Source organism: Mycobacterium sp. 5-140-3-2, from assembly GCF_035666375.1.
GTDB lineage: Bacteria > Actinomycetota > Actinomycetes > Mycobacteriales > Mycobacteriaceae > Mycobacterium > Mycobacterium intracellulare.
Window position 1 is genome coordinate 3589273 of sequence record NZ_CP142025.1, and the last position, 22896, is coordinate 3612168.

Annotated in this window: 26 protein-coding genes; 6 read left to right on the forward strand and 20 right to left on the reverse strand. The window is 70.6% G+C overall.

The window, feature by feature from the left end; genetic code table 11:
• Nucleotides 1-39: 39 nt before the first annotated feature.
• The 12 genes from P6281_RS16320 to P6281_RS16375 all read right to left on the reverse strand — a co-directional run bounded on the left by P6281_RS16320 (nucleotide 40) and on the right by P6281_RS16375 (nucleotide 7356).
• On the reverse strand, nucleotides 40-429 hold the full coding sequence (locus P6281_RS16320) for a hypothetical protein (protein ID WP_201408356.1): 390 nt from the start codon (nucleotides 427-429) through the stop codon (nucleotides 40-42).
• Nucleotides 430-852: 423 nt separating this feature from the next.
• The gene (locus tag P6281_RS16325; RefSeq protein ID WP_201408357.1) at nucleotides 853-1044 is read right to left on the reverse strand and encodes a hypothetical protein; all 192 of its coding nucleotides are present in this window, start codon (nucleotides 1042-1044) and stop codon (nucleotides 853-855) included.
• Complete coding sequence (locus P6281_RS16330) at nucleotides 1044-2204, reverse strand: phage major capsid protein (RefSeq protein WP_201408358.1); 1161 nt, start codon at nucleotides 2202-2204, stop codon at nucleotides 1044-1046. The genes P6281_RS16325 and P6281_RS16330 overlap by 1 nt, the downstream gene beginning before the upstream one ends.
• A 291-nt stretch (nucleotides 2205-2495) precedes the next feature.
• Nucleotides 2496-2834: an amino acid aminotransferase gene (locus tag P6281_RS16335; protein ID WP_201408359.1), complete on the reverse strand. Its 339-nt coding sequence runs from the start codon at nucleotides 2832-2834 to the stop codon at nucleotides 2496-2498.
• A gap of 7 nt (nucleotides 2835-2841) precedes the next feature.
• Complete coding sequence (locus P6281_RS16340) at nucleotides 2842-3144, reverse strand: hypothetical protein (protein ID WP_201408360.1); 303 nt, start codon at nucleotides 3142-3144, stop codon at nucleotides 2842-2844.
• Complete coding sequence (locus tag P6281_RS16345) at nucleotides 3137-3424, reverse strand: hypothetical protein (protein ID WP_236591203.1); 288 nt, start codon at nucleotides 3422-3424, stop codon at nucleotides 3137-3139. Before P6281_RS16345 ends, P6281_RS16340 begins: the two co-directional genes overlap by 8 nt.
• 402 nt (nucleotides 3425-3826) lie before the next feature.
• Nucleotides 3827-4570, reverse strand: coding sequence for a hypothetical protein (locus P6281_RS16350; protein ID WP_201408361.1), 744 nt, complete (start codon nucleotides 4568-4570; stop codon nucleotides 3827-3829).
• The gene (locus P6281_RS16355) at nucleotides 4570-4887 is read right to left on the reverse strand and encodes a hypothetical protein (protein ID WP_202284414.1); all 318 of its coding nucleotides are present in this window, start codon (nucleotides 4885-4887) and stop codon (nucleotides 4570-4572) included. Before P6281_RS16355 ends, P6281_RS16350 begins: the two co-directional genes overlap by 1 nt.
• Nucleotides 4884-5162, reverse strand: a complete 279-nt coding sequence (locus P6281_RS16360) for a hypothetical protein (protein WP_236591204.1) — start codon at nucleotides 5160-5162, stop codon at nucleotides 4884-4886. The genes P6281_RS16355 and P6281_RS16360 overlap by 4 nt, the downstream gene beginning before the upstream one ends.
• 108 nt (nucleotides 5163-5270) lie before the next feature.
• Nucleotides 5271-5780, reverse strand: a complete 510-nt coding sequence (locus P6281_RS16365; protein ID WP_201408363.1) for a hypothetical protein — start codon at nucleotides 5778-5780, stop codon at nucleotides 5271-5273.
• Nucleotides 5777-6679: a tyrosine-type recombinase/integrase gene (locus tag P6281_RS16370; protein ID WP_201408364.1), complete on the reverse strand. Its 903-nt coding sequence runs from the start codon at nucleotides 6677-6679 to the stop codon at nucleotides 5777-5779. Before P6281_RS16370 ends, P6281_RS16365 begins: the two co-directional genes overlap by 4 nt.
• A 59-nt stretch (nucleotides 6680-6738) precedes the next feature.
• On the reverse strand, nucleotides 6739-7356 hold the full coding sequence (locus P6281_RS16375; RefSeq protein WP_202284415.1) for a riboflavin synthase: 618 nt from the start codon (nucleotides 7354-7356) through the stop codon (nucleotides 6739-6741).
• Between the two features lie 118 nt (nucleotides 7357-7474).
• Here P6281_RS16375 and P6281_RS16380 point away from each other — a divergent pair, with 118 nt between their 5' ends.
• Nucleotides 7475-8182 carry an LppX_LprAFG lipoprotein gene (locus P6281_RS16380; protein WP_008258177.1) on the forward strand — a complete coding sequence of 236 codons (708 nt, stop codon included), beginning with the start codon at nucleotides 7475-7477 and terminating at the stop codon, nucleotides 8180-8182.
• Complete coding sequence (locus P6281_RS16385; RefSeq protein ID WP_008258179.1) at nucleotides 8179-9735, forward strand: MFS transporter; 1557 nt, start codon at nucleotides 8179-8181, stop codon at nucleotides 9733-9735. The genes P6281_RS16380 and P6281_RS16385 overlap by 4 nt, the downstream gene beginning before the upstream one ends.
• Here the strand turns inward: P6281_RS16385 and ribD are convergent.
• From ribD to fmt, 4 genes are all read right to left on the reverse strand, one after another.
• Nucleotides 9732-10757, reverse strand: coding sequence for a bifunctional diaminohydroxyphosphoribosylaminopyrimidine deaminase/5-amino-6-(5-phosphoribosylamino)uracil reductase RibD (gene ribD / locus P6281_RS16390; protein ID WP_008258181.1), 1026 nt, complete (start codon nucleotides 10755-10757; stop codon nucleotides 9732-9734). The two genes, P6281_RS16385 and ribD, sit on opposite strands and share 4 nt — an antisense overlap.
• Nucleotides 10754-11461: a ribulose-phosphate 3-epimerase gene (gene rpe, locus P6281_RS16395; protein WP_085976506.1), complete on the reverse strand. Its 708-nt coding sequence runs from the start codon at nucleotides 11459-11461 to the stop codon at nucleotides 10754-10756. Before rpe ends, ribD begins: the two co-directional genes overlap by 4 nt.
• Before the next feature lie 95 nt (nucleotides 11462-11556).
• Nucleotides 11557-12999, reverse strand: a complete 1443-nt coding sequence (locus tag P6281_RS16400; RefSeq protein ID WP_008258183.1) for a 16S rRNA m5C967 methyltransferase — start codon at nucleotides 12997-12999, stop codon at nucleotides 11557-11559.
• On the reverse strand, nucleotides 12996-13934 hold the full coding sequence (gene fmt / locus P6281_RS16405; RefSeq protein ID WP_014385268.1) for a methionyl-tRNA formyltransferase: 939 nt from the start codon (nucleotides 13932-13934) through the stop codon (nucleotides 12996-12998). Before fmt ends, P6281_RS16400 begins: the two co-directional genes overlap by 4 nt.
• A gap of 176 nt (nucleotides 13935-14110) precedes the next feature.
• Between fmt and P6281_RS16410 the strand changes: the two genes are divergently transcribed.
• Entirely contained in the window at nucleotides 14111-14938 is an 828-nt protein-coding gene (locus tag P6281_RS16410) for a class I SAM-dependent methyltransferase (RefSeq protein ID WP_008258185.1), read from the forward strand.
• Nucleotides 14939-14956: 18 nt separating this feature from the next.
• Here P6281_RS16410 and P6281_RS16415 read toward each other — a convergent pair whose 3' ends face one another.
• The 3 genes from P6281_RS16415 to P6281_RS16425 form a co-directional block, all read right to left on the reverse strand.
• Complete coding sequence (locus P6281_RS16415; protein ID WP_008258186.1) at nucleotides 14957-15442, reverse strand: MarR family winged helix-turn-helix transcriptional regulator; 486 nt, start codon at nucleotides 15440-15442, stop codon at nucleotides 14957-14959.
• Between the two features lie 128 nt (nucleotides 15443-15570).
• Nucleotides 15571-17583 (reverse strand): primosomal protein N', encoded by a 2013-nt coding sequence (locus P6281_RS16420; RefSeq protein ID WP_196233672.1) that lies wholly within the window; start codon nucleotides 17581-17583, stop codon nucleotides 15571-15573.
• 80 nt (nucleotides 17584-17663) lie between these two features.
• Nucleotides 17664-18434: a lysoplasmalogenase gene (locus P6281_RS16425; RefSeq protein WP_036429014.1), complete on the reverse strand. Its 771-nt coding sequence runs from the start codon at nucleotides 18432-18434 to the stop codon at nucleotides 17664-17666.
• On the opposite strand from P6281_RS16425, the gene P6281_RS16430 reads away from it, so the two are divergent.
• Genes P6281_RS16430 through P6281_RS16440 form a run of 3 tightly spaced genes read left to right on the forward strand, consistent with a single transcriptional unit; the run spans nucleotide 18433 to nucleotide 21519 of the window.
• A complete protein-coding gene (locus P6281_RS16430) occupies nucleotides 18433-19398 on the forward strand; it encodes an alpha/beta hydrolase (protein WP_008258189.1) in 966 nt (321 codons plus the stop codon). The genes P6281_RS16425 and P6281_RS16430 overlap by 2 nt on opposite strands.
• Nucleotides 19399-19444: 46 nt before the next feature.
• The gene (locus P6281_RS16435) at nucleotides 19445-20932 is read left to right on the forward strand and encodes a flavin-containing monooxygenase (protein ID WP_324738975.1); all 1488 of its coding nucleotides are present in this window, start codon (nucleotides 19445-19447) and stop codon (nucleotides 20930-20932) included.
• A gap of 20 nt (nucleotides 20933-20952) precedes the next feature.
• Complete coding sequence (locus tag P6281_RS16440) at nucleotides 20953-21519, forward strand: pyridoxamine 5'-phosphate oxidase family protein (protein ID WP_008258191.1); 567 nt, start codon at nucleotides 20953-20955, stop codon at nucleotides 21517-21519.
• A gap of 75 nt (nucleotides 21520-21594) precedes the next feature.
• Here P6281_RS16440 and metK read toward each other — a convergent pair whose 3' ends face one another.
• Entirely contained in the window at nucleotides 21595-22806 is a 1212-nt protein-coding gene (gene metK / locus P6281_RS16445; protein ID WP_008258192.1) for a methionine adenosyltransferase, read from the reverse strand.
• Nucleotides 22807-22896 lie beyond the last annotated feature (90 nt).

Sequence of the window (22896 nt, forward strand, 5' to 3'; positions counted from 1 at the left end):
GCGCTCACCGGCACGCTCGGCTGCAGCTAGACGATGAGGCTACTCGCGCAGTCTGGCCAGCTCAGCCTCAGCCCGGCTGCCGGCCTCCCGGCGCAGCGCTTCCCGGGCCGTGACGTCGAGGTCGTCGAGGGCTACGCCGAGCCGCTCCGCTTCGGCCGTCATCAGCTGATTCATCCGCGCCCTGTACGTCTCCCACCACAGTTTGGCGGTCGGGTCGTCGTCGACGACGCCCCGCTGGTACCAGCGCAGCACCAGGTCGTCGCCGGACCGCGGAGCAGCCCTGTCCTGCCGGGCCAGCACGTCGGCCACAGCCTGCGCGGACAGCCGCACACGGGGGTCACGGCCGATGCGCCTGAGCGACCAGCCCAGCCCGCGCAGCCGCGCCACCTGAGCGTCCCGTTCACGCCGTGACTCAACGCTGATCGTCATGACTTGACAGTTTGCCGAAAGGTACCGTCAAACTTGACACCCAACCGGCGCGAATCTCCACCAAAAAGGCCCTTTGACCAGCCTCTTTGCAAACCCGCTGGTAGGGGGCCTGGCCGGTGAAAAAATCCCGCATTTTTCGGGGGGAGGAGACCCTTGCCGGTCCGGTCGGCCACGCGCTCGGGCGTGTCGAGTTTTACATAGGCCCCCTATATTGCCTGGTCAACTGCGTGCGGCGCCTGGGTGAACGGGCAGGCCCCCGGCCGGCTTTTCGGTGGGGGCCGCCAGGGCCTGCCCGTTCATGCGCGTCGCGGCAAGATCAGCGGGTAAAGCTCGCCAAGCCGCTGATCTTGGCACTGCCGCGGGTCGCGCCTGGCGCGTCGAGGGTCGGGAAACCCAACCGACCCGCGCGCACACCTTCACTGCTCAGTTGACCGCGCCAGACACGATTGCTGGTTCGACCAGCACGACACCCATGCCCAAGTTGAGCGACCGCAAGACCCGGTGACGGCACAGCTCGAGCACCCGGTCAACCGTCAAGCCCATTCGCCGGGCGCAGTCGTCGAGGTCGAGGTAGTCGCCGTGCAGGTCCGGGTCGTAGCGGGCCGGCGCCGTCATCAGCCGGCGTCAGTCAAGGCGATGACGGCGAACGCCTGCGGCCGTAGCACGGTGACGCCGACGCGGGCCTCGGCGCGCATCACGAACTGGTTCGTGCTGAACAGGTCGCCGGCCACGTCGATGTCGATCCGCGTGTCCTCGCGCACAAATAACTTGAGCTGCGACCAGTCGGCCAGCACCGCCGTACCCTCGGGCATCGTCGGACTGACGACACGCGTGGCCGGGCCAAAGATATTGCCCGAGCCCGCGACACCGGCCTGGTAGCCGTCGAGCAGGAACCCGGCGTCGGCGGCCGACGCGCCGCCCCACTGAAAGCGAAGCAGGTCGATGGTCGCGGCATCCTCGGGCGAGAGCACCCAGGCGGTCGGCTTCTCGCCGAGCTTTTGCAGCTTGGTCACGGCGGAGCGCAATGAGGTGACCACGTCGGTGTCGAAGGCGACGGCAGTGACGCCGGTGGTGTGCAGGATGCCGGTCTGCTGCTCGCCTGTGCCGTCACCGTTGACTGCGGTGTTCTCGATCGAGTCCAACACGCCGGCGACCATCTCATCCTGCAGCCAGGCCGTGATGGTCGGGGTGTCCTGCCAGAGCCGGATCGGTGCCGGTTCCGACAGGTGCGCGTGGACCCGGGCACGGTCGGATACCGCCTTGACGGTCAGCGTGCTCGTGGGCTTGGTTCCGCCGTCGGCGACCGGGGCCGCGTTGTTGTCCCGGGCCGACTGCACGAACGCCTCGTAGCTATTGCTGGTGATGGTCTGCCGGTTCGCCAGCAGGTCGATGATCCGCGTCGGGTGCGGCAGCGCGGTCACAGCGCCAGGGATCAGGGACGGCACGTCCACGCTGCCGGATACGACGGCGCGGGACTCGCCGCCCATCGCGCGTACCGCCGTTGCGGCCCGGGCTGCCCAGCCGCCGCCACGGCTGCCGGCACCGCCGCGAGCCTGTGCCCGCGCTACCGCCTCCGCGGCCGGATTGCCCTCGCCGCGGCGTAGGGCTTGCTCGATGCGTTCGCCGAGCTGCTCGATGGCCGCGGACGCCGACCTGAACGCGGTGTCCTCCTCGGGCGTGAGGTCTTCGCGGTCATCCGCGAGCACCTCGTCCAGAAGTGCTTGCCGCTGACTCAGCAGCCCGTCCCGGCGACGCCGGAGTTCTTCGAGTGTCATGGTTTTGCCTCCTGGCAAATGGGGTGCGCGAAACGCTGACGCGCACAGCGCAATTAGGAATTCGGTTCGCGCGCCCAGTGCCAGGGCCGTCCGCTCGGCAGCCGCCGGGTGGTCCAGTGCCAGGCGGTGGTAATCCAGCCGGCGGCCAGAGGGCCGCTACAACCGGGCGCTGCTGCCTGCCGCCCACGATAGACCCCGGTTGCGACAGACGGCAACGCACGAAAACCGTTGGTATAGTGCGCTATACACATTTGTGGCGGTGAGCTGCATAAGGCTAGAAGCGACCCGCGCTCACACCGTTTCCAAAACGGTGGCAGCGACGCTGAAGGCGCGCGCGGCCGCGGCCCGGTCGTGCCAGGCCGGCTCTTCACACCCGGCAAGCACAGCCGCGACCCGCAACGCCGCGACAGGATCGTCCTCAAAGAGGGCGAGGCGACAGACCATCACCGCCGCCCGCCGAGCGTCCGCCCACCCAAGTCCGACGAATGCGCTTTCCAACTGCAGCAATCCGGCAAAGTCCTGCAGGGCGGTGCGGAAGTGGTCGGTCTCGGCAGCAAGCTCGGGCACGTTGACGAGCAGGTCCAAAGCGGCGTGCTCTACGTCGACGGGATTGGCGGGCACCGTGCTCATTCGATCCTCACCGCTGACCGTCGTTGTCGGCGTCGCCGTTGGCTCGGTCCAGCGCCGAGAACGCCTGCTCGTCGAGGAACTTCTGCACCATCGCCGGGGCCGGCATCATCGCCGCCAGCGCCGCCAGGTAGGTCCGGGCGGCGCACTCCAGCAGCCAGACCAGGCTGTGGGTGGGCGCGGCGCGTAACTCGGCGCAGACGGAATCGAGCGCGCCCTGGTCTCGGCGGTGAATCGCCGAGACCAACTGCAGCCAGTCGGCCAGGCCGCCAGCGAAAGCCGCGTCCTCCTGGCGGTCATCGGGGTCATTCATGGTTTCCTCCTCGGTTGGGGATCTGCCCGGCGAGGACGCCGGGCGGACGTTGACGCGGCGGGAGCGACGCCGCCCACTGCGAGCACGGGCCAAGCGCCGGGCAGAGCTGGCACACCGCGGCGGCCCGCTCGTGCCGCTCGGCGACGGCGGCCGGGTCCTCGCCGTGCTCTGCCTCGTCGAACAGCGCGGCGCGGTTGCGGCACAGCGCGCCCGGCAGCTTCGGCGCCCGCACCGCGGCGATCAGCTGGTTGATCTGCTCGACGGCAGGCGACGGCTTCACCGATTGCGGCGCACGCTCCCGTGGTTGCACGAGGCCGCGGCGTCTGCGTTCTTCGTACCTGCGGTTCCGCTCGGCGCGCGTCAGGGGGCACCGCCATCTAGTCCTCCTCCGTGCTATAGCGCGGCTCACTGAAGTCGATTGGCGCGCAAGCGCTATCGCGAAAGCCCTCTGATTTGGCCTGTGCGAGTTCGGAATCCGCTCTCCGGCTCCGTGACACCACTGGGGGGTCGATCGCGTCCACGGCGGCCGACGGGGCCGCAATTCGGGGCCGCCGCACGCAAGGAACCCTGCGGCTCCTGCCGAATTCGTCCTTACAGTGCTGCCCGACCGGAGCCGAACACATCGGGCAGCCTTGATCGATCGCACCCCGGTAGGCCGCCTCGATCGGCCGGCCGGCCCTGCTCACGACACACCGCGCATCGAGGGGTGCTTTGCCGCTTCGGCGCACGGACGGCAAAGGTCGGGCCGCCATGCCACCGAGCCGCCAGTGGCGGGCGCGCTGCTGCACCGCGAGCACGGGGCGGGGTGCTCATCACCATCATCAACAGCATCATCAACATCAACTCGCCCCATCCGATGGTCCTTCGATCCCCCATCCGATCCCCCATCCGATAGGCCCTCGGATGGGGTCAGCGCTGACAAAACCGAAGGGGCCGTGACTCGTTGCGCCAACTCCTCGGCCGCCCGCTCGATAGCTGCGTTCAGCGCCGCCCGCCGGGAAGCCCTGTCGCCGTCGAGGCCGTCCACCGGCTTGATCGGCATCGGCTCGGCGGCGAACACCCGGTACGCTGCCTCACGCAATCGCCGTGACTTCACGGTCTTGATCGACCGGGCCGCTGCGATGTACGAGGTCGGGCTCTTCAGCGCGCCGTCTAGCCGCATGAACGGCCGCACCCAGAGCTGGCCGGCGTCGTAGTCAACCCATCCGGCCCGACGCAGGTCGGCCGCGTCTCCCCGCACATCGTGCTCGGTCAGATCACTAGCGGCAGAGGCCCACTCGCCGGGTTGGATCGCGATGATGCCCGCGCCCGTCAGGTCCGGGTGGACCCATAGCCACATCAGTAGGCGCTGTGCCCGGGCCGGGACGGCGCGGAAGTCCTCGTCGTGGAAAAGCTCGCTGGGGAACAGCGCCCCGCCGCGGGCCATCAGACCTCCACCTCCCAGCGGCCGTCGCCGTAGTCGGTGCGGGGGAGCTTGTGCGCAGCCTCAGCTCGGCGCTCAGCTCGGCGACGCACCAGCGCCACGGTCTCCATGAGGTCGGCCAGCGAATCGGCGCGGATACGAACATCGGCAGCCAAGCGCACAAGCTCGTCAGCAGTCGGAGTGTGCCCCTTGGCGAAAGCCGTGGCGATCTCTCTGGCCATCGCGTCGCCCTCGGCGATTAGAGCCGGACCGGTGGGCGCGCGCCAGCCGCGGCGCCGCAGCAGTTTTCGCCGCATCGCCTGTGGGCCGGTAGCGGTCACGCGGTACCACCGGCCTTGCGCGCCCGGCGGGCGCGGGCTGACTTCAGTGCGAGTAGCTGGAAATGAGCCTTACGTGCGTTTTCCGCCCGGCGGGCACGTTCGGCAGGCAGCAGAATCCCGTCGGGGTCTACCTGGCGCTCGAAGCGCTCGTTGAACGCCCGGCGCGCCGGTGCGGTGCGGGCGCTGCGGTTGGGCGTGCTTGACCAGCTGATGTTGGACGCGATACGGGCCTGCAGGGATCGTTCTGCAGGCGTCGAGCCAAACTGGTTCGACATGAAAACCTCCGGAAGGGCATGCTTCGCAAGCCCTTCTGCGGAGGGTTCGGCCGGAGGGTTATCCGGCGCGCTAGTTGCACACTGTACGCCTACGGTGTGCGAAGCCCGCTACAACAGCGTGTCGAGACGCCGCAACAGGTCCAGCGTTACGCGCGTAAACCCCTGTTCCACAGCCCAATTGAGCTGACGGGTGAGCCTGTCGGTATTGCGGTCGAGCGCGTCGCCGCACTCGGGACACCGCAGCGTGTAGCGGCGACCCAGGGGCAGTTCGTCCTCCTCGCCGACGTTGGCGGCGGCGCGTGCCCGTGCATTCCAGTCGGCGGCCCGCTGGGCCGCATACGTCAAGCGGCGAAGCCGGACCTTGTGGTCGTCGTTCGGCTTCCGCGAACCGCCGGCATCCCAGATCGGCACCGGCCGCCCGGCGGCGTCGATGTGCTCCAAACCGCCGCTGCGCTTGGTCTTGCGGACGCGTGCGTTGGGTGTGCCGAATCCGCCGATCCAATCGAAAGGGCTGGGACGCCAGTGGTCGGCGTCGTCTTCGCGGGAGTAGTCGCGCTCCCACATCCTGTTCGGGTGTGAGGCGGCGTCACAGTAGACGGTGACGGTGGCCCTGTTCACCAGTCCCCCAGCCCGAGGCTGCGGGCCTCGGCGGCGGCCCGCTCGGCCGCGGTGCTCTTGGTGTAGCGGTCGAGCATGTCGCGGCTGCTCCACCCGGCCACGGCCATCAGGCCGCCTTCGCTGCCGCCGGCCGCCAGCCACCGCGACGCCGCGGTGTGGCGCAACAGGTGTAGGTGGAAGCCGCTAATCCCGGCTGCTGCGGCGCGGACTTTGAGCGCTTTGTCGAGCGCGTGGTACCCGAATTGCTGACCGCCGCCGCCAAGCCACAGCGCCGGGCCGTCCGCGAGCCGGTGTGTTCGTCGCGCGCGGACGTAGCGGTCGACCGCCCGCGCGGTCTGCGGGCCGAACGGCACCATCCGACCCTTGCCGCCCTTGCCGCGGCGCACCCGCGCCAGGCCCTGCGCCACATCCACGTCATCGACGTTGAGACCAAGGACCTCCCCGGCGCGGAGGCCGGTCTCGAGCATCATGCGGACCACCGCTTCGTCACGGCGGTCGACGAAGCCCTTTCCGGCGCAGGCCTTGACCAGAGCCCCGCACTGATCGTCCGAGAGCCGGTCGACAACCTTGACGTCGAGCTTGGGTGGCCGCAGCGCCGCCAGCTCATCGCGGTCGGTCTCGCCTTCCTCGACGGCCCAGGCGGCGAACCGTTTGAGCGCCATCTGCCGCGCCCGCGCTGTCGCCGGGGAGGCTCCGTCAGCAAGCAGGTCGGCGACCCAGGCGCGCACCAGGTTGCGGTCGAATGCCGGGGTGTGGCCGTGGCCGCCGCACCAGCGCACGAACAGGCGGACGCCCGTCGTATAGCTGTCCAACGTCTGCGGGGACTTGCGGTCGGCCTGCAGGCTCAGCGTCCAGGACGGCAGTAGCCCGGCGAGGTCTGGCTCCGTTACGGAGGTCATAGCCGTTATGTTAACCCGATACGGTATGCGGCGGCCAGAAACGACTCGATACCCGCGATTTAGCTGGTAGATCCGCTTTTACGCGTCATCAACCGCTCGACGTATTTCGCGATCACGTCGACTTCGAGGTTCACCTGCGTCCCGATCGGAGCCTGGCCCAGGGTGGTCAGTTCGCGGGTGGTGGGAATCAACGAGACCTCGAACCAGTCGCGCGGGTCACTGCCGAGCCCGGACACCGTCAACGAGATCCCGTCGACGGTGATCGACCCCTTCTCCACGACGTAGCGGGCCACCTCCGCGGGGATCTCGATGCGCACGACCTCCCAGTGCTCGGACGGCGAGCGGGCCACGATCTGCCCCGTCCCGTCGACGTGGCCCTGCACGATGTGCCCGCCCAGCCGGCTGTTGACGGCCGCGGCGCGCTCCAGGTTCACCCGGCTGCCGACCTGCAATGCGCCGAGGTTCGACCGGTTCAGCGTTTCGCCCATCACGTCGGCGGTGAACAGCCCGCCGGGCAGCAGCTCGGCGACGGTCAGGCACACGCCGTTGACGGCGATCGAGTCGCCATGGCCCGCGTCGGCGGTCACGACGGCTCCGCGGATCGTCAGCCGCGCCGCGTCGGAAAGGACGTCGCGACCCGTCACCTCCCCGAGTTCCTCGACAATTCCGGTAAACATCCCCTAAGGCTAATTGGCCCGCCCGTACGCGGATGAGCAGGGCAAACACCACCGCACGGGCGACACCGGGGCCCCGCGTTCACCAGGGCAGTCACCGGCACCCTCTACGATGCGAAGTATGCAGACCCGCCGCCGTCTATCGGCCGTCCTCGCATCCCTGACCCTCGCCACCGCCTTGATCGCCGGCTGCTCGTCGGGCTCAAAGCAGAGCGGCGCACCACTGCCCGACGGCACGACCTTGGTCAAGCAGTCGGCCGACGCCACCAAGAAGGTGCAGAGCGCGCACATCGCGCTGAGCATCCAGGGCAAGATCCCCGGGCTCCCCATCAAGACGCTCAACGGTGACCTCACCACGGCACCGGCCACCGCCGCGTCGGGCAACGCCACCATCACCTTGGGCGGCTCCGACATCGACGCCAACTTCGTGGTCGTCGACGGGACCCTGTACGCCACGCTGACCCCCAACAAGTGGAGCGATTTTGGCAAGGCGTCCGACATCTACGACGTGTCGGTGCTGCTGAACCCGGACAGCGGGCTGGGCAACGCGCTGGCGAACTTCAGCGACGCCAAGGCCGAGGGCCGCGAGACCATCGACGGGCAGAGCACCATCAAGGTCAGCGGCAACGTCTCGGCCGACGCGGTGAACAAGATCGTGCCGCAGTTCAACGCGACCCAGCGGGTCCCGAGCACGGTGTGGATCCAGGAGTCCGGTGACCACCAGCTGGTGCGCGCCAACCTGGAGAAGAGTTCGGGCAATTCCGCCGAGGTCACCCTGTCGAAGTGGGGCGAGCAGGTTCAGGTCACCAAGCCCCCGGTGAGCTCGTGACCACACAAACCGGGCGCCGCGTCGCGATCAGCGCCGGCAGCCTGGCGGTTCTGCTGGGCGCCCTGGACGCCTATGTCGTCGTGACGATCATGCGCGACATCATGAGCGACGTTCACATCCCCATCAATCAGCTGCAGCGCATCACGTGGATCATCACGATGTACCTGCTGGGCTACATCGCCGCCATGCCGCTGCTGGGCCGGGCGTCCGACCGGTTCGGCCGCAAGCTGGTGCTGCAGGTCAGCCTGGCGCTGTTCATGGTCGGCTCGGTGGTCACCGCGCTGGCCGGTCATTGGGGCGATTTCCACCTGCTGGTCGGCGGCCGCACGATCCAGGGTGTGGCCAGCGGCGCGCTGCTGCCGGTCACCCTCGCCCTGGGCGCCGACCTGTGGGCCCAGCGCAACCGCGCCGGCGTGCTCGGCGGCATCGGCGCCGCCCAGGAACTCGGCAGCGTGCTGGGCCCGCTGTACGGGATCTTCATCGTCTTCCTGTTCCACGACTGGCGCTACGTGTTCTGGATCAACGTCCCGCTGACCCTCATCGCGATGGTGATGATCCAGTTCAGCCTGCCGTCGCACGAACGCACCGAAACGCCCGAGAAGGTCGACCTGGTCGGTGGCGTGCTGCTCGCGGTCGCGCTGGGGCTCGCCGTGATCGGCCTGTACAACCCACAGCCCGACGGCAAGCAGATCCTGCCCAGCTACGGGTTGCCGCTGGTGATCGGCGCGGCCGTGGTCGGGGTGCTGTTCCTGCTGTGGGAGCGGTTCTCCCGGACCCGGCTGATCGAACCGGCCGGCGTGCGCTTCCGGCCGTTCCTGGCCGCGCTGGGCGCCTCGTTGTTCGCGGGCGCGGCGCTGATGGTGACCCTGGTCGACGTCGAGCTGTTCGGCCAGGGAGTGCTGGGGCAGACCCAGACGCAGGCCGCCGGGCTGTTGCTGTGGTTTTTGATCGCGCTGCCGATCGGGGCGGTGCTGGGCGGGTGGATCGCCACCCGCGTCGGCGACCGGGCGGTGACCTTCGTCGGGCTGCTCATCGCGGCGTACGGGTACTGGCTGATCCATTACTGGCGCCAGGACGTGATGAGCCAGAAACACAACATCCTGGGGCTGCTCAACGTCCCGGTGCTGCACGCCGACCTGCTGGTGGCGGGCTTCGGCCTCGGACTGGTGATCGGGCCGCTGACGTCGGCCGCGCTGCGCGTCGTCCCGTCGGCCCAGCACGGCATCGCCTCGGCGGCCGTGGTGGTGGCCCGGATGACGGGCATGCTGATCGGGGTGGCCGCGCTCAGCGCGTGGGGCCTGTACCGGTTCAACCAGATCGTGGCGGGCCTGACGGCCGCGATCCCGCCCGACGCCACCCTGTTGGAGCGGATCGCCGCGCAGGGAACGATGTACCTCAAGGCGTTCGCCATGATGTACGGCGACATCTTCGCGGCCACCGTCGTGATCTGCATCGCGGGCGCGCTGCTGGGTCTACTGATCGGCGGCCGCAATGAACACGCCGAGGAACCGGAAATCCCTGAGCCGCAAGAAGTTTCGCTGAGCGAGCGCTAGGCGCTGCGCGGCACCAGGCTGAGTACCACGTCGGGTCCCACCCGATCGATTCCGTCGAACTGCCAGCGCAACGCCCGCGCGATCGTCGACACACCGACGTCGTCGACCGCGGTGACCGGTCCCCCCAACAGGGTCGGCGCGACGTAGGCGAGGATTCGGTCCACCGCCCCGGCCCGCAGGAAGGCGCCCGCCAGGGTCGGGCCGCCCTCCAACAGCACGTCGGTGCGGTCCGACACGGCCTTGAGCACCTCGGCGGGGTCGTGTGTCCGGATCAGCATGGTTCGCGAATCGTCGTTGAGAACCTTTGCCTCCGAAGGTATTTCGCGCATCCCCACGACGACCCGCAGCGGCTGTCGCGCGGCCAGCGAGCCGTCGGGCAAGCGGGCCGTCAGCGCCGGGTCGTCGGCCAGCACGGTGCCCGTGCCCACCACGATCGCGTCGCATGCCCCGCGGCGGCGGTGCAGGTCCAGCCGTGAGGCCTCGCTGGAAATCCACTGGCTGGAGCCGTCGGCGGCCGCGCTGCGGCCATCGACGCTGCTGGCGTACTTCCACGTCAGATGCGGCAGCCCGGTCCGCTGCTTGTGCAGCCACTCGCGCAGCGGCCCGCGGGCGACCTCGTCGGCCAGCACTCCGGAGCGCACCGCGACGCCCGCCTCCTCGAGCCGCGCCGCGCCCCCGGCGGCCTGCGGGTTCGGGTCGGCGACCGCGTAGACCACGGTGGCGACGTTCGCGTCCAGCAGCGCGTTCACGCACGGCGGGGTCTTGCCGTAGTGGTTGCACGGCTCGAGCGTGACCACGACGGTCCCGCCCGCGGCCAGGTCGCCGGCGCGGCGCAGCGCCAGGATCTCGGCATGATCGCCACCGGCCGGCTCGGTGCCGCCCACGCCGACCACCTCCCCGCCGGCGTCCAGGATGACCGCGCCGACCGGGGGATTCGGATACGTCGTTCCCTTGACGAGAGTGGACTGCTCGATCGCCAAGCGCATCGCGGCGTCAAGGCCGTCGCCCGGGGAAACGGTCATCGACGCCAATGCGGGGACGCGGCGGCGGCCTGACGGCGCAACGCGTCGATCGCCGTCTCCGGGTCGGCGGCGCCGTAGACGGCCGACCCGGCGACGAAGCAGTCGACGCCCGCCTCGGCGGCCTGCTCAATGGTGTCCCCGTTGATCCCGCCGTCGATTTCGACCAGGATCGTCAACTCCCCCGCGTCGATCAGCTTGCGGGCCGTGCGCACCTTGCTCAGGACCTCGGGAATGAAGCTCTGGCCGCCGAAGCCGGGCTCCACCGACATGATGAGCAGGGTGTCGAACTGCGGCAGGATCTCCAGGTACGGCTCGAGCGGCGTGCCCGGCTTCACGCTGATCCCCGCTTTGGCGCCGGCGGCGCGGATGTCGCGCGCGACGGCGATCGGATTCTGGGTGGCCTCGGCGTGGAAGGTGACGTTGTAGGCCCCCGCCTCGGCGTAGGGCGGTGCCCAGCGGTCGGGGTCCTCGATCATCAGATGGCAGTCCATCGGGATGGTGGTGGCCGCCAGCAGGCTCTCCACCACCGGCAGCCCGAGGGTCAGGTTCGGCACGAAGTGGTTGTCCATCACGTCGACGTGCAGCCAGTCGGCGCCGGTCACGGCGGCGGCCTCGTCGGCGAGCCGGGAGAAGTCAGCGGAAAGGATCGACGGTGCGATCAGGGGCCCCTTCGATGATTCCGTGTTGCCAGCCATGAGCGCCAGACTACTGAGCCGCGCGGGCCGGTTCACATCTGGCGGCGCTACCCCGCTTCGCGGCGCAGCGCGGCCGCGGCGGGGTTCTTCGTGTCGCGCCCCCGCTACCCCGCTTCGCGGCGCAGCGCGGCCGCGAACATCGCGTCGGTGCCGTGCCGGTGCGGCCACAGCTGAACGTAAGGCCCGTCGCCCAGGTGGTCGACGGGCTCGAACAACGGCCGGGTGTCCAGCGCGCTCACCGGATGGCGGCGCAGCGCGTCGGCGACCACCCCGACGGTTTCGGCCAGGTGCGGCGAACAGGTGGCGTAGAGCACCACACCCCCGGGACGGGTCAGCGCGATCGCGGCGCCCAGCAACTCGCGCTGCAGCTTGGCCAGTGCCGGCACGTCGGACGGTTGACGGCGCCACCGGGCCTCGGGCCGGCGGCGCAAGGCCCCCAGCCCGGTGCAGGGCACGTCGACGAGCACCCGGTCGAACGCCGGCTCGAGGTCGGTGTGCCGGCCGTCGACCCGCAGCACGTCGACCGGCAGGCCGCGGGTGTTCTCGGTCACTAGGTCGGCGCGGCGCGGGGCCGGCTCCACCGCGGTGACGTGGGCCCCGGATCCCGCGCCCAGCGACGCCAGCAGCGCCGTCTTGCCGCCCGGCCCGGCGCACAGGTCGAGCCAGCGGCCGCCGTCGCGCTCGACCGGCGCCAGGGTCAGCGCGCGCGCCACCAGCTGGCTGCCCTCGTCCTGGACCAGCGCCGCACCGTCGCGCACCGGCGCCAGCCGCCCGGGATCGCCGCCCGGCAGGTACACCGCGTACGGCGAATACCGCCCGACGGTGCCGCCCACCGCGTCCGCCAGCTCGACGGCGGTCAGCGTGCCAGCGCGAGCGGCCAGATGCACCTGGGGCCGTTCGTCGTCGCTGGCGAGCACCGCGTCGAGTTCGCCCGCGGCCGCGCCCAGCGCGTCGGCGAAGGCCTGGGCGATCCACCGGGGATGGGCGTGCACGAACGCGGCGTGCCCGATCGGGTCCCGCGCCGGGTCCGGCGCCAGCTCCGCGACCCAGGATTGTTCGTCGCGCCCGGAGATGGTGCGCAGCACCCCGTTGACGAAACCCGCTCGCGCCGAGTCGAATTCGATGCCTGCCTGTTCGACGGTGGTGGACACCGCGGCGTGCGCATCGACCCGGGTGCGCAGCAACTGATACGCGCCCAGGCGCAGCAGGTCGAGCAGGACGGGGTCGATGGCTTGCGGGGCGCGCCCGGCGGCCGCGCCGATGACCGCGTCGAGCAGGCCACGGCTGCGGCACGCGCCGTACGTCAGCTCGGTGGCGAATGCGGCGTCGCGGCCGGTGATTCCGCGCTCGCGCAGCAGCGCGGGCAGCGCCAGGTTCGCGTACGCATCGCGCTCGCTGACCGCCCGTAGCACCTCGAACGCCGCTGCCCGGGCCGGGTCCAGCGGCCGGCGGGCGGGCCGCCGATCCCGCTGCGCAGGCCGGCGCTGCGGCCGGGCCGGCTGGCGGTCCGGCCGGTTGCGCTGGCGCCCGTCACGGCCGGCGCTCATGTCGCCCGCACCGCGGGGTCGAGCCGGGCGCCGCGCGCCCAGTCGACCGCGTTCATGAATTTCTTTCCGGGCGGCTGGATTTGACCCAGGCGAACCGGATCCGAACCGGTGCCGACCCAGACGCCTTTGCGATCGACGTGAATCGCGCCGGGCGGCAACGGTTCTGGCGAACCGGGCGCGACGGCGGCGTCGACCGGCCCGAGTTTGACGCGCAGGTCGCCGATCACGGTCCACGCGCCGGGGTTGGGCGTGACGGCGCGAATGCGGCGTTCCACCACGAGCGCCGGCAGATCCCAGCGCACCCGGGCCTGCTCCACGGTGATCTTGGGGGCGACGCTGACCCCCTCGGCCGGCTGCGGCCGCGGCGTCAACGTCGAGTCGGCGATGCCGTCCAACGTGGTCGACAACAGCGCCGCGCCCGAAATGGCCAGTCGCTCAAGCAATTCCCCGGCGGTATCGGTCGGGCGGATCGTCTCGGTCACCACCCCGTAGATCGGGCCCGAGTCCAGGGTCGGCTCGATCTGGAACGTCGAGGCCCCCGTGATGGTGTCCCCCGCCGCGATGGCCGCCTGGACCGGCGCGGCGCCGCGCCAGGCGGGCAGCAGCGAGAAGTGCAGGTTGATCCAGCCCCGCGGGGGCACCGCCAGCAGGTCGTCGCGCAGCAGCGCGCCGTAGGCCACGACCGCGCAGCAGTCCGGCGCCAGCCGCGACAGCTCCGCGACGAATTCCGCCGAGTTGGGCCGCGACGGCCGCAGCACCGGAATGCCCCGGTCGAGCGCCTCACGGGCCACCGGCGACGGCTCCGGCTTGCCGCGTCGCCCGGCGGCGGCGTCGGGCCGGGTCAGCACCGCGATCACGTCGTGGCGTGGCGAGTCGATGAGGCGGCGCAGTGCGGGCAGCGCGGGCTCGGGAGTACCGGCGAAGACAAGGCGCACCGGCCCAGTCTAGAAAGCGCCGGAGGCCGGCCGGACCCACCCGAGGAGACCGGAATTGCGCGCGTATACTATTGCTTATGACTACTATTTCTAGTAGTCATGATCTGAGCGGCGTGAAACCGCGCGTGTCGACATCGACGTCGAAGACAACCTTTCCGTTCCCCCAAGGAGGTCTGATGACCGTCGACTCCACCATCAGCGACGCCCGAGTCGCCGCCACACACCGCACGGTTTGGGCGCTGGGCGACTACGCCCTGATGGCCGAGGAAGTGATGGCCCCGCTGGGCCCCGCCCTCGTCGAGGCCACCGGCATCGGGCCCGGCGTCCGAGTCCTCGACGTCGCCGCCGGCTCGGGCAACATCTCGCTGCCGGCCGCCGCCGCCGGCGCGGCCGTCGTCTCCACCGACCTCACCCCCGAGCTGCTCCTGCGCTCGCGGGACCGGGCCGCGGCGCAGGGCCTGACGATCGACTACCGGGAGGCCAACGCGCACGCGCTGCCGTTCGGCGACGGCGAATTCGACGTCGTCATGTCGGCGATCGGCGTGCAGTTCGCGCCCGACCAGCAACGCGCCGCCGGCGAGCTCGTCCGGGTCTGCCGGCCCGGCGGCACGATCGGCGTGATCAGCTGGACCCCGGAGGGCTTCTTCGGGCGGATGCTGGCCACCATCCGGCCCTATCGCCCGAGCCTGTCGCACCCCGTGCCGCCGGCGGCGCTGTGGGGACGGCCCGGCTACGTCACCGCGCTGCTGGGCGACCGCGTCGGCGAAATCACCACGGCGCGTGGGATGTTGGCGGTGGACCGGTTCGCCAGCGCGGAAGACGTCCACGCCTACTTCAAGCGGCACTACGGCCCGACGATCGAGGCCTACGCGAACATCGGCCACAACCGGGTGCTGGCCGCCGAGCTCGACGCCCAACTCGTCGAGCTCGCGCAGCAATACCTCGCCGACGGCACTATGGGGTGGGAGTACCTGCTGCTCACCGCCACCAAGCGGACCGACTAGGCGGGGTAGACCCGGCGGCTACAGGCCGATATCGGCGTCCAGGTGCACGTCGGGCTCGCCACCGGCCGCGGTGAACGCGGTCAGCGCCCGCACCAGCCCGTGGCGCTCGGGCGGCGGCATCTTCGCGACGATGGCCGCGATCTCGGTGCGCCGGTGCGCGGTGACCTGGTGGACGACGTCGCGTCCGCGCGTGGTCAGCGCGGCGAGCAGCTCACGGCGCGAGGTCGGGTGCGGCAGGCGGTCGATCAGTCCGGCGGCGACCAGCCGGTCCACCATCCGGCCGGTGGCCGACGGCTGCACGCCCAACAGACCCGCCAGGGTGGCCAGATTGACCGGGCCGCGGTTGGACAGGATCACCAGCGTCCGGAACTGCGCGATGGTGATGGTCTCGTCGACCTGCCCGACCGAACGGGCCGAGATCGCCATCAGCAAACGGGAGGCCGTCAGCAAAGCGTCGGTGATGACATCCAACGACTCGTCAACGGTCGCGTTGTCCGCTGTCATATCGCCCCTCCCCGGATTGTTTCCGGCCTCTCGGCGGCTAAGGAATAGAAAGTGTAGCAACCTTCGAATGTCGTAAACAGGAAATATTGCATGCACATACTGTCGCCCAGGGTAACGGTTTGTGACCGCTAGCCGATGTGCAGCGGATCGATCTGGACCCGGGCGGGCTCATGGGTTTGCCGGGCGCTGAGCACACCGACGCCGCGGCGCAGCGCGGCCGCCAGCGCCAGGCCCTGCCGGCGGGGCACGCGCACCAGCATTCTCGTCACCGCCACGCCCGCCGGGGTCCCGGCCGGGCGGCGCACGCCGGCCGGCAGGTCCACCGGCCCGAGCAGGTCGGCTTCCAGTTCGGCGAGCCGGACCTCGCCGAGCAGCGCGGTCACCGCGTCGGGCGTTCCGTCGATGGCCGCCATGTGCACGCTCGGCGGCAGGCCCACCTCGGCGCGGGCGGTCAGTTCCGCTTCCGCGTGCCCCACCGGATCCCAGCGGATCAGCGATTGCACTGTGGGAAGCGATGATTCGGCGATCACCAGCACCACGCCGCCGTCGCCGCGAGCACGCACCAGCGCGGCGGCGCTCATCCAGCGCCACAACGCGTCCTCGGCGGCGCGCAGATCCTGCCGGCCCAGCAGCGCCCACGTGTCCAACAGCAGCGCCGCCCCGTAACCACCGGACGCGCGCGGTTCGGCCCCCGGGGTGGCGACCACCAGGGCCGGTCCGGGCGCGACCTCGGGCACGACGCCATCGCCCGACGAGGTGATCACCGCCGTGCCCGGAAACGCGCGGCCGAGCTCTTCGGCGGTGCGGCGGGCCCCGACGACCACGGCGCGCACCGCGTCCGAACCGCAGCGCGCGCACCGGCGGGTCGGGTCGATCCGCCCGCACCAGCGGCAGAGCAGCGCGGCGCCCCCTTCCTGCAGCGACAGCGGCCCGGTGCAGTGCCGGCACCGGGCGATGGTGCGGCAGCGCGCACACGCCAGCGACGGGACGTATCCGCGCCGCGGCACCTGCACCAGTACCGGAGTCCCGGCCTGCAACGCCGAGCGGGCCGCGCGCAGCGCGATCGAGGGAATGCGCGCCGTGCGGGCCGCCGGGTCGCGCTCGTCGGCGTAGCCGGTGTCGTCGAGCGCGCTCACCCGCGGGGTGCGGGCGCGCACCACGGGCCGCGCCGCGACGATGTCGTGCGCCCATCCGCTGCGCACCAGCGCGTGGGCCTCCGCGGTGCGCGCGTAGCCGCCGATCAGGGCCGCGCACCGGGCCTGGTGCGCGCGCAGCATCGCCACCTCGCGGGCGTGCGGATACGGGGCCCGCGGCTCGGCCAGGCTGTCGTCGGCGTCGGCCCACACCATGACCAGGCCCAGGTCGCTCAGCGGCGCGAACACCGCGCTGCGGGTGCCGATCACCAGCCGCGCGGTGCCCCGCAGCGCCGCCAGCCAGCGGCGATACCGGGCCGCGGGGCCCAGACCCGCCGACAGGGCGACCACGCTGCCCTCGTCGATCCGTGTCGTCGCCGCCCGCCACAGGGCGTCCAGGTCGCGCTGGTCGGGAACGATCGCCAGCGCGGACCGGCCGGCCCGCACCGTTTGGGCGGCGGCCTCGGCGAATCGGTCGGTCCACGGCTCGCCCGGCAGCGCCTGCCAGACGGCCCGGGCGGCCCGCGACTCGGCCAGGGCGGCCAGGAATTGAGCGCCCCGCCCGTAGCCGTCCCAGCCCGCGGGGTCGACGGGGTCCGGGATCGCCGGGCCCGGCGGGTCCCGGCTCACGACGGGCTCCCGCTCCACCCTGGCGTGGCGGGCCGGCACGGCCAGCCGCAAGACGTCGGGACGGGTGCCCGCGTAGCGCGCGGCCACCGCGTCGACCAGCCGGCGGATCTCGGGGGTGAGCACCGGTTCGGCCGACACGACGCGGTCCAGCCAGCCCAGCTTGCCCGGGTGGTCGGTGTCGGCGCGGCGCTCCAGCACGAACCCGTCGACCAGCCGGCCATGGAAACGCACCCGGACCCGCACCCCGGGCTGGGCATCGTCGGACTGCTCGGCCGACACCAGATAGTCGAACTCGCGGTCCAGGTGCGGCACGGACAGCATCGGCAGCACGCGGGCGATGGGTTCCACTTCGACCGGCGTGCGCGCGCTGGGGCTCACGGCGCCCTCGGGCCGCGAATCATGGTGCTATCCAATGCCTTTACCGTCCGGCCCGCAGCGTACCGGCGACCACCGACAGATCAGCCTTCGGCGGGCGCCGCGGCGTCCCCGCCGTCCTGGCCGGGAAGCTCGCGGCCGAAGAAGAATCCCGCCGTGATCAGGATCTGGGCCGCCGCGTACGACCACCAGATCGGCACGGCGAGCGCCTCGTTGCCCAGGATGAAGCGGCTGATCGCGATCATCGAATCCGAGGCCGCGAAACACACCGCCCCCACCGCCGTCCAGATCGTCGGCATTTTCGCCAGCAGCGCCGTGCACACCATCGCGGTCAGCACCACGATGTAGACCGTCACCGGCAACGTCAGCTTGTCCGGGCCCAGGTGCGGCCAAAACCACACCAGCAGCGCGATCGACACCAGGCACATCAGGACCACCGCGGCGATCCGGAGCGCCGCGGGCCGCTCGGCTTGCGACGACCACGACAGCGGGGGAACCAGCGGCAGCAGGGCACCGATGAAACACATGTGCGCCAACAGGAATGCCGCCAGGCCGATCTCGAAGGACAGCGTCCACCACGGGATCGCGAGCACCCAGTCGCCCAGGGCCGACAACAGCAGGGCCGGCATCAGCCACCGCCGCTCCCGTACGCATCCGTGCCCGGCGGCGGCGAGCATCAGCAGGATCGCCATCGAGGCCTTGAACGCCGGCTGCAGCACCCAGTGCCCGGTCAGCTCCATTCCGGGCGGCGAGCGCAGCGCCAGCACGGTCAGGTAGATGCCGTAGCCGAGGGCCACCCAGCCGGCCACCACCCAGGCGCCGGCCACCAGACGAGGTGCGTACGGTACGTCCATGCCCAGCTTGGATAACACAGCCGACGAGAAACCCGCGATCGACCCCATCCTGCAGAAGGTACTGGACGCGGTTCCCTTCCGGCTATCCACCGAGGACGGCATCGCCGCGGCGCGCCAGCGGTTCCGCGACCTGCCGCGCAGGCCGCTGCATCCCGAGCTGCGGGTCGAGGACCGCACGATTGCCGGCCCCGCCGGGCCGGTCGCGATCCGGATCTATTGGCCGCCAAGCCATTCCGACGGTCAAACCGGGGCGCCCGTCGTGTTGTTCTTCCATGGCGGCGGCTTCGTGATCGGCGACCTCGACACCCACGACGGCACGGCGCGCCAGCATGCCGTCGGCGCCGACGCGATCGTGGTGTCGGTCGACTACCGGCTCGCGCCCGAGCACCCCTACCCCGGCGCGGTCGAAGACGCGTGGGCGGCAACGCTTTGGGTCGCCGGGCACGCCGCCGACCTGCACGGCGACCCGGGCCGGATGGCCGTCGCCGGGGATTCGGCCGGCGGCACGATCGCCGCCGCGGTCGCGCAGCGGGCACGCGATCACGGCGGACCGGCCCTGAAATTCCAGTTGTTGTGGTACCCGTCGACCATGTGGGACGCCACGCTGCCGTCCTTCGCCGAGAACGCCACCGCGCCGATCCTCGACGTCAGGGCCGTCGCCGAGTTCTCCCGTTGGTACGCGGGCGAAGTCGACCTGTCCGACCCGCCGTCGGACATGGCGCCGGGGCGCGCGAAGGACCTGAGCAACCTGGCGCCGGCCTACATCGGCGTCGCCGGCTATGACCCGCTGCGCGACGACGGCATCCGGTACGGCGAACTGCTGGCGGCTGCCGGGGTCGCCGCCGAGGTGCACAACGCCGAGACGCTGGTGCACGGCTACCTGGGCTACGCCGGTGTGGTGCCCGCGGCCACCGCGGCGCTCGAGCGCGGCCTGGCGGCGCTGCGAACCGCCCTGCGGGGCTGAGCCCGGGGCGTACGGTGAGTTCATGACGGAGCGCACCTTCGCCCGGATGGACGGGGAAACCCCCGATTACCACACGCTGATCATCGGTGCCGGATTCTCCGGCATCGGCGCCGCCATCAACCTCGACAAGGCGGGGCTGCCCGATTACCTGGTGCTCGAGGCCGGCGACGGGGTCGGCGGCACCTGGCACTGGAACACCTATCCCGGTATCGCGGTGGACATTCCGTCGTTCTCCTACCAGTTCTCCTTCGAGCAGAGCCGGCACTGGTCGCGCACCTACGCGCCGGGCCGCGAGCTCAAGGCCTACGCCGAACACTGCGCCGACAAGTACGGCGTCCGCTCGCGGATCCGGTTCAACACCAAGGTGCAGGCGGCCGACTTCGACGACGAGCGCGGGCTGTGGCGGGTGCAGACCGACCCCGGCGGCGAAGTCACGGCGAGGTTTTTGATCAGCGCCTGCGGCGTGCTGACGGTGCCGAACCTGCCCGACATCGACGGCGTGGACTCGTTCGCCGGCGTCACGATGCACACCGCGCGGTGGGATCACGGCCAGGATTTGCGCGGCAAGCGCGTCGCGGTGATCGGCACCGGCGCGTCGGCCGTGCAGGTGATCCCCGAGATCGCGCCAATTGTCTCGTCGCTCACCGTGTTTGAGCGCACCCCGATCTGGTGTTTCCCGAAGCTGGACGTCCCGCTGCCCGCGCCGGCGCGCTGGGCGATGCGCATCCCGGGCGGCAAGGCGCTGCAGCGGCTGCTCAGCCAGGCGTACGTGGAACTGACCTTCCCGATCTCGGCGCACTACTTCACGGTGATCCCGCTGGCCAAGAGGATGGCCACGCTGGGACGCGCCTATCTGCGGCGGCAGGTCCGCGACCCGGTGGTGCGCGAGCAACTCACCCCGCGCTACGCCGTCGGCTGCAAGCGCCCCGGCTTCCACAACGGCTACCTGGCCACGTTCAACCGCGACAACGTGCGCCTGATCACCGAACCGATCGACAAGATCACGCCCGACGCGGTGGCGACCACCGACGGCGAAACCCACGAGATCGACGTGCTCATCTTGGCGACCGGCTTCAAGGTGATGGACCCCGACAGCGTCCCCACGTTCGCGGTCACGGGCAGCGGCGGTCGCTCGTTGAGCCGGTTCTGGGACGAGCACCGCTTGCAGGCCTACGAGGGCGTCACCGTTCCGGGCTTCCCCAACCTGTTCACGGTGTTCGGCCCGTACGGTTACGTCGGCTCTTCGTATTTCGCGCTCATCGAGGCGCAGACCCATCACATCGTGCGGTGCCTCAAGCGGGCGGAGCGCCTGGGCGCGACCCGCGTCGAGGTGAGCGAGGAAGCCAACGACCGCTACTTCGCCGAGATGATGCGCCGGCGGCACCGGCAGATCTTCTGGCAGGACAGTTGCCGGCTGGCCAACAGCTATTACTTCGACAAGAACGGCGACGTGCCGCTGCGGCCGGGCACCACCCCGGAGGTGTACTGGCGCAGCCGGCGATTCGATCTGGACGACTACCGCTTCACCGGCTAGCTAGCGGTTACGCTGCACGGGTGGCGAAGGAATTTGACAGCATCGACGAGTCGCTGCGCGACTTCATCCGCGAACAGGCCGTGTTCTTCGTCGCCACCGCGCCCTCCGAGGGAGGACGAATCAACATGTCCCCCAAGGGATATTGCGACACGTTCGCGGTGCTCGACGAGCGCACCGTGGCCTACCTGGACCTGTTCGGCAGCGGCGTGGAGACCATCGCCCATCTGCGCGACAACGGCCGCATCACTGTCATGTTCTGCTCGTTCACCCGCAACTCGCGGATCCTGCGGCTGTTCGGCACTGGGCGGGTGATCCGGCCCGACGACGCCGAATTCACCGATCTCATCACGCATTTCGGTGACCGGCATGCGGGGATCCGCGCCATCATCGTGGTCGATGTGGAGCGGATCGCCGACGCGTGCGGATTCGCGGTGCCCTACTACGAGCTGGTCGACGAGCGACCGGTCCTCAACGCGTATCACCACAAGGCGCCCGACGAGGCCTACACCCGGCTGATCAACCGCAACCGGCGCAGCATCGACGGGCTGCCCGCGCTCGATTCCGACCACCCGGGTCCACCGCGGTGACCCGTCGAACGTGACACTGTGGTCACGCTCGGCGCCGAACGTGACTGCGACGTCACATTCGAGGCGGCGGGCAACCTAGATGGCGCGCTTGAGGTCGTCGACCTTGTTCAGCTGCTCCCAGGGCAGTTCGACGTCGGTGCGGCCGAAGTGCCCGTAGGCGGCGGTCTGCGCGTAGATCGGGCGCAGCAGGTCCAGGTCGCGGATGATCGCGCCGGGACGCAGGTCGAACACCTCCGGGACGATCTTCTCGATCTTGACCGGGTCGACGGTCGCGGTCCCGAAGGTCTCGATGAACAGCCCGACCGGCGCCGCCTTGCCGATGGCGTAGGCCACCTGCACCTCGACCCGCTCCGCGAGCCCGGCGGCGACGATGTTCTTGGCCACCCAGCGCATCGCGTACGCCGCCGAGCGGTCCACCTTGGACGGGTCCTTGCCGGAGAACGCCCCGCCGCCGTGCCGCGCCCAGCCGCCGTAGGTGTCGACGATGATCTTGCGGCCGGTCAGCCCGGCGTCGCCCATCGGGCCGCCGACGACGAACTTGCCGGTCGGGTTGACCAGCAGCCGCGTCGAGGAGGTGTCCAGCGTGTCGTGCGCCAGGTCGTTGAGCACGGTGTTGAGCACCTTTTCCCGGATGTCGGGGGTCAGGGTGTTCTCCAGGTCGATGTCGGCCGCGTGCTGGGTGGAGATGACCACGGTGTCCAGCCGGACCGGGACGTCGTCCTCGAATTCGATGGTGACCTGCGTCTTGCCGTCGGGGCGCAGGTAGGGCAGCACGCCGTTCTTGCGGACCTCGGTCAGCCGGCGCGACAGGCGGTGGGCCAGCGCGATGGGCAGCGGCATCCGCTCGGGGGTGTCGTTGATCGCGTAGCCGAACATCAGGCCCTGGTCGCCGGCGCCCTGCGCGTCCAGCGGGTCGGCGGCGCCCTCGACGCGCGTCTCGTGGGCGGTGTCGACGCCCTGGGCGATGTCGGGCGACTGCGCGCCGATGCCGATGTTGACCCCGCAGGACGCCCCGTCGAAGCCCTTGTCCGACGAGTCGTAGCCGATGTCGAGGATGCGCTCGCGGACCGTGTTGGTGATGTCGGCGAAGGCCTCCTTGGCCGTCGTCGTCACCTCGCCGACCACGTGCACCTGCCCGGTGGTCACCAGCGTCTCGACCGCGACACGTGAGCGGGGGTCCTGCGCCAGCAGGGCGTCGAGGACCGAGTCGCTGATCGCGTCACAGATCTTGTCGGGATGTCCCTCAGTCACCGACTCACTGGTAAACAGGCGACCCTTTTCGCTCATGCCAATCCTTCCAAATAGTTAGTCAACCGAATTATATCGGCCCGCATCAGCCCGGCCGGCACCCCGTCCCGGAGCCGGGAAGAACTCGAC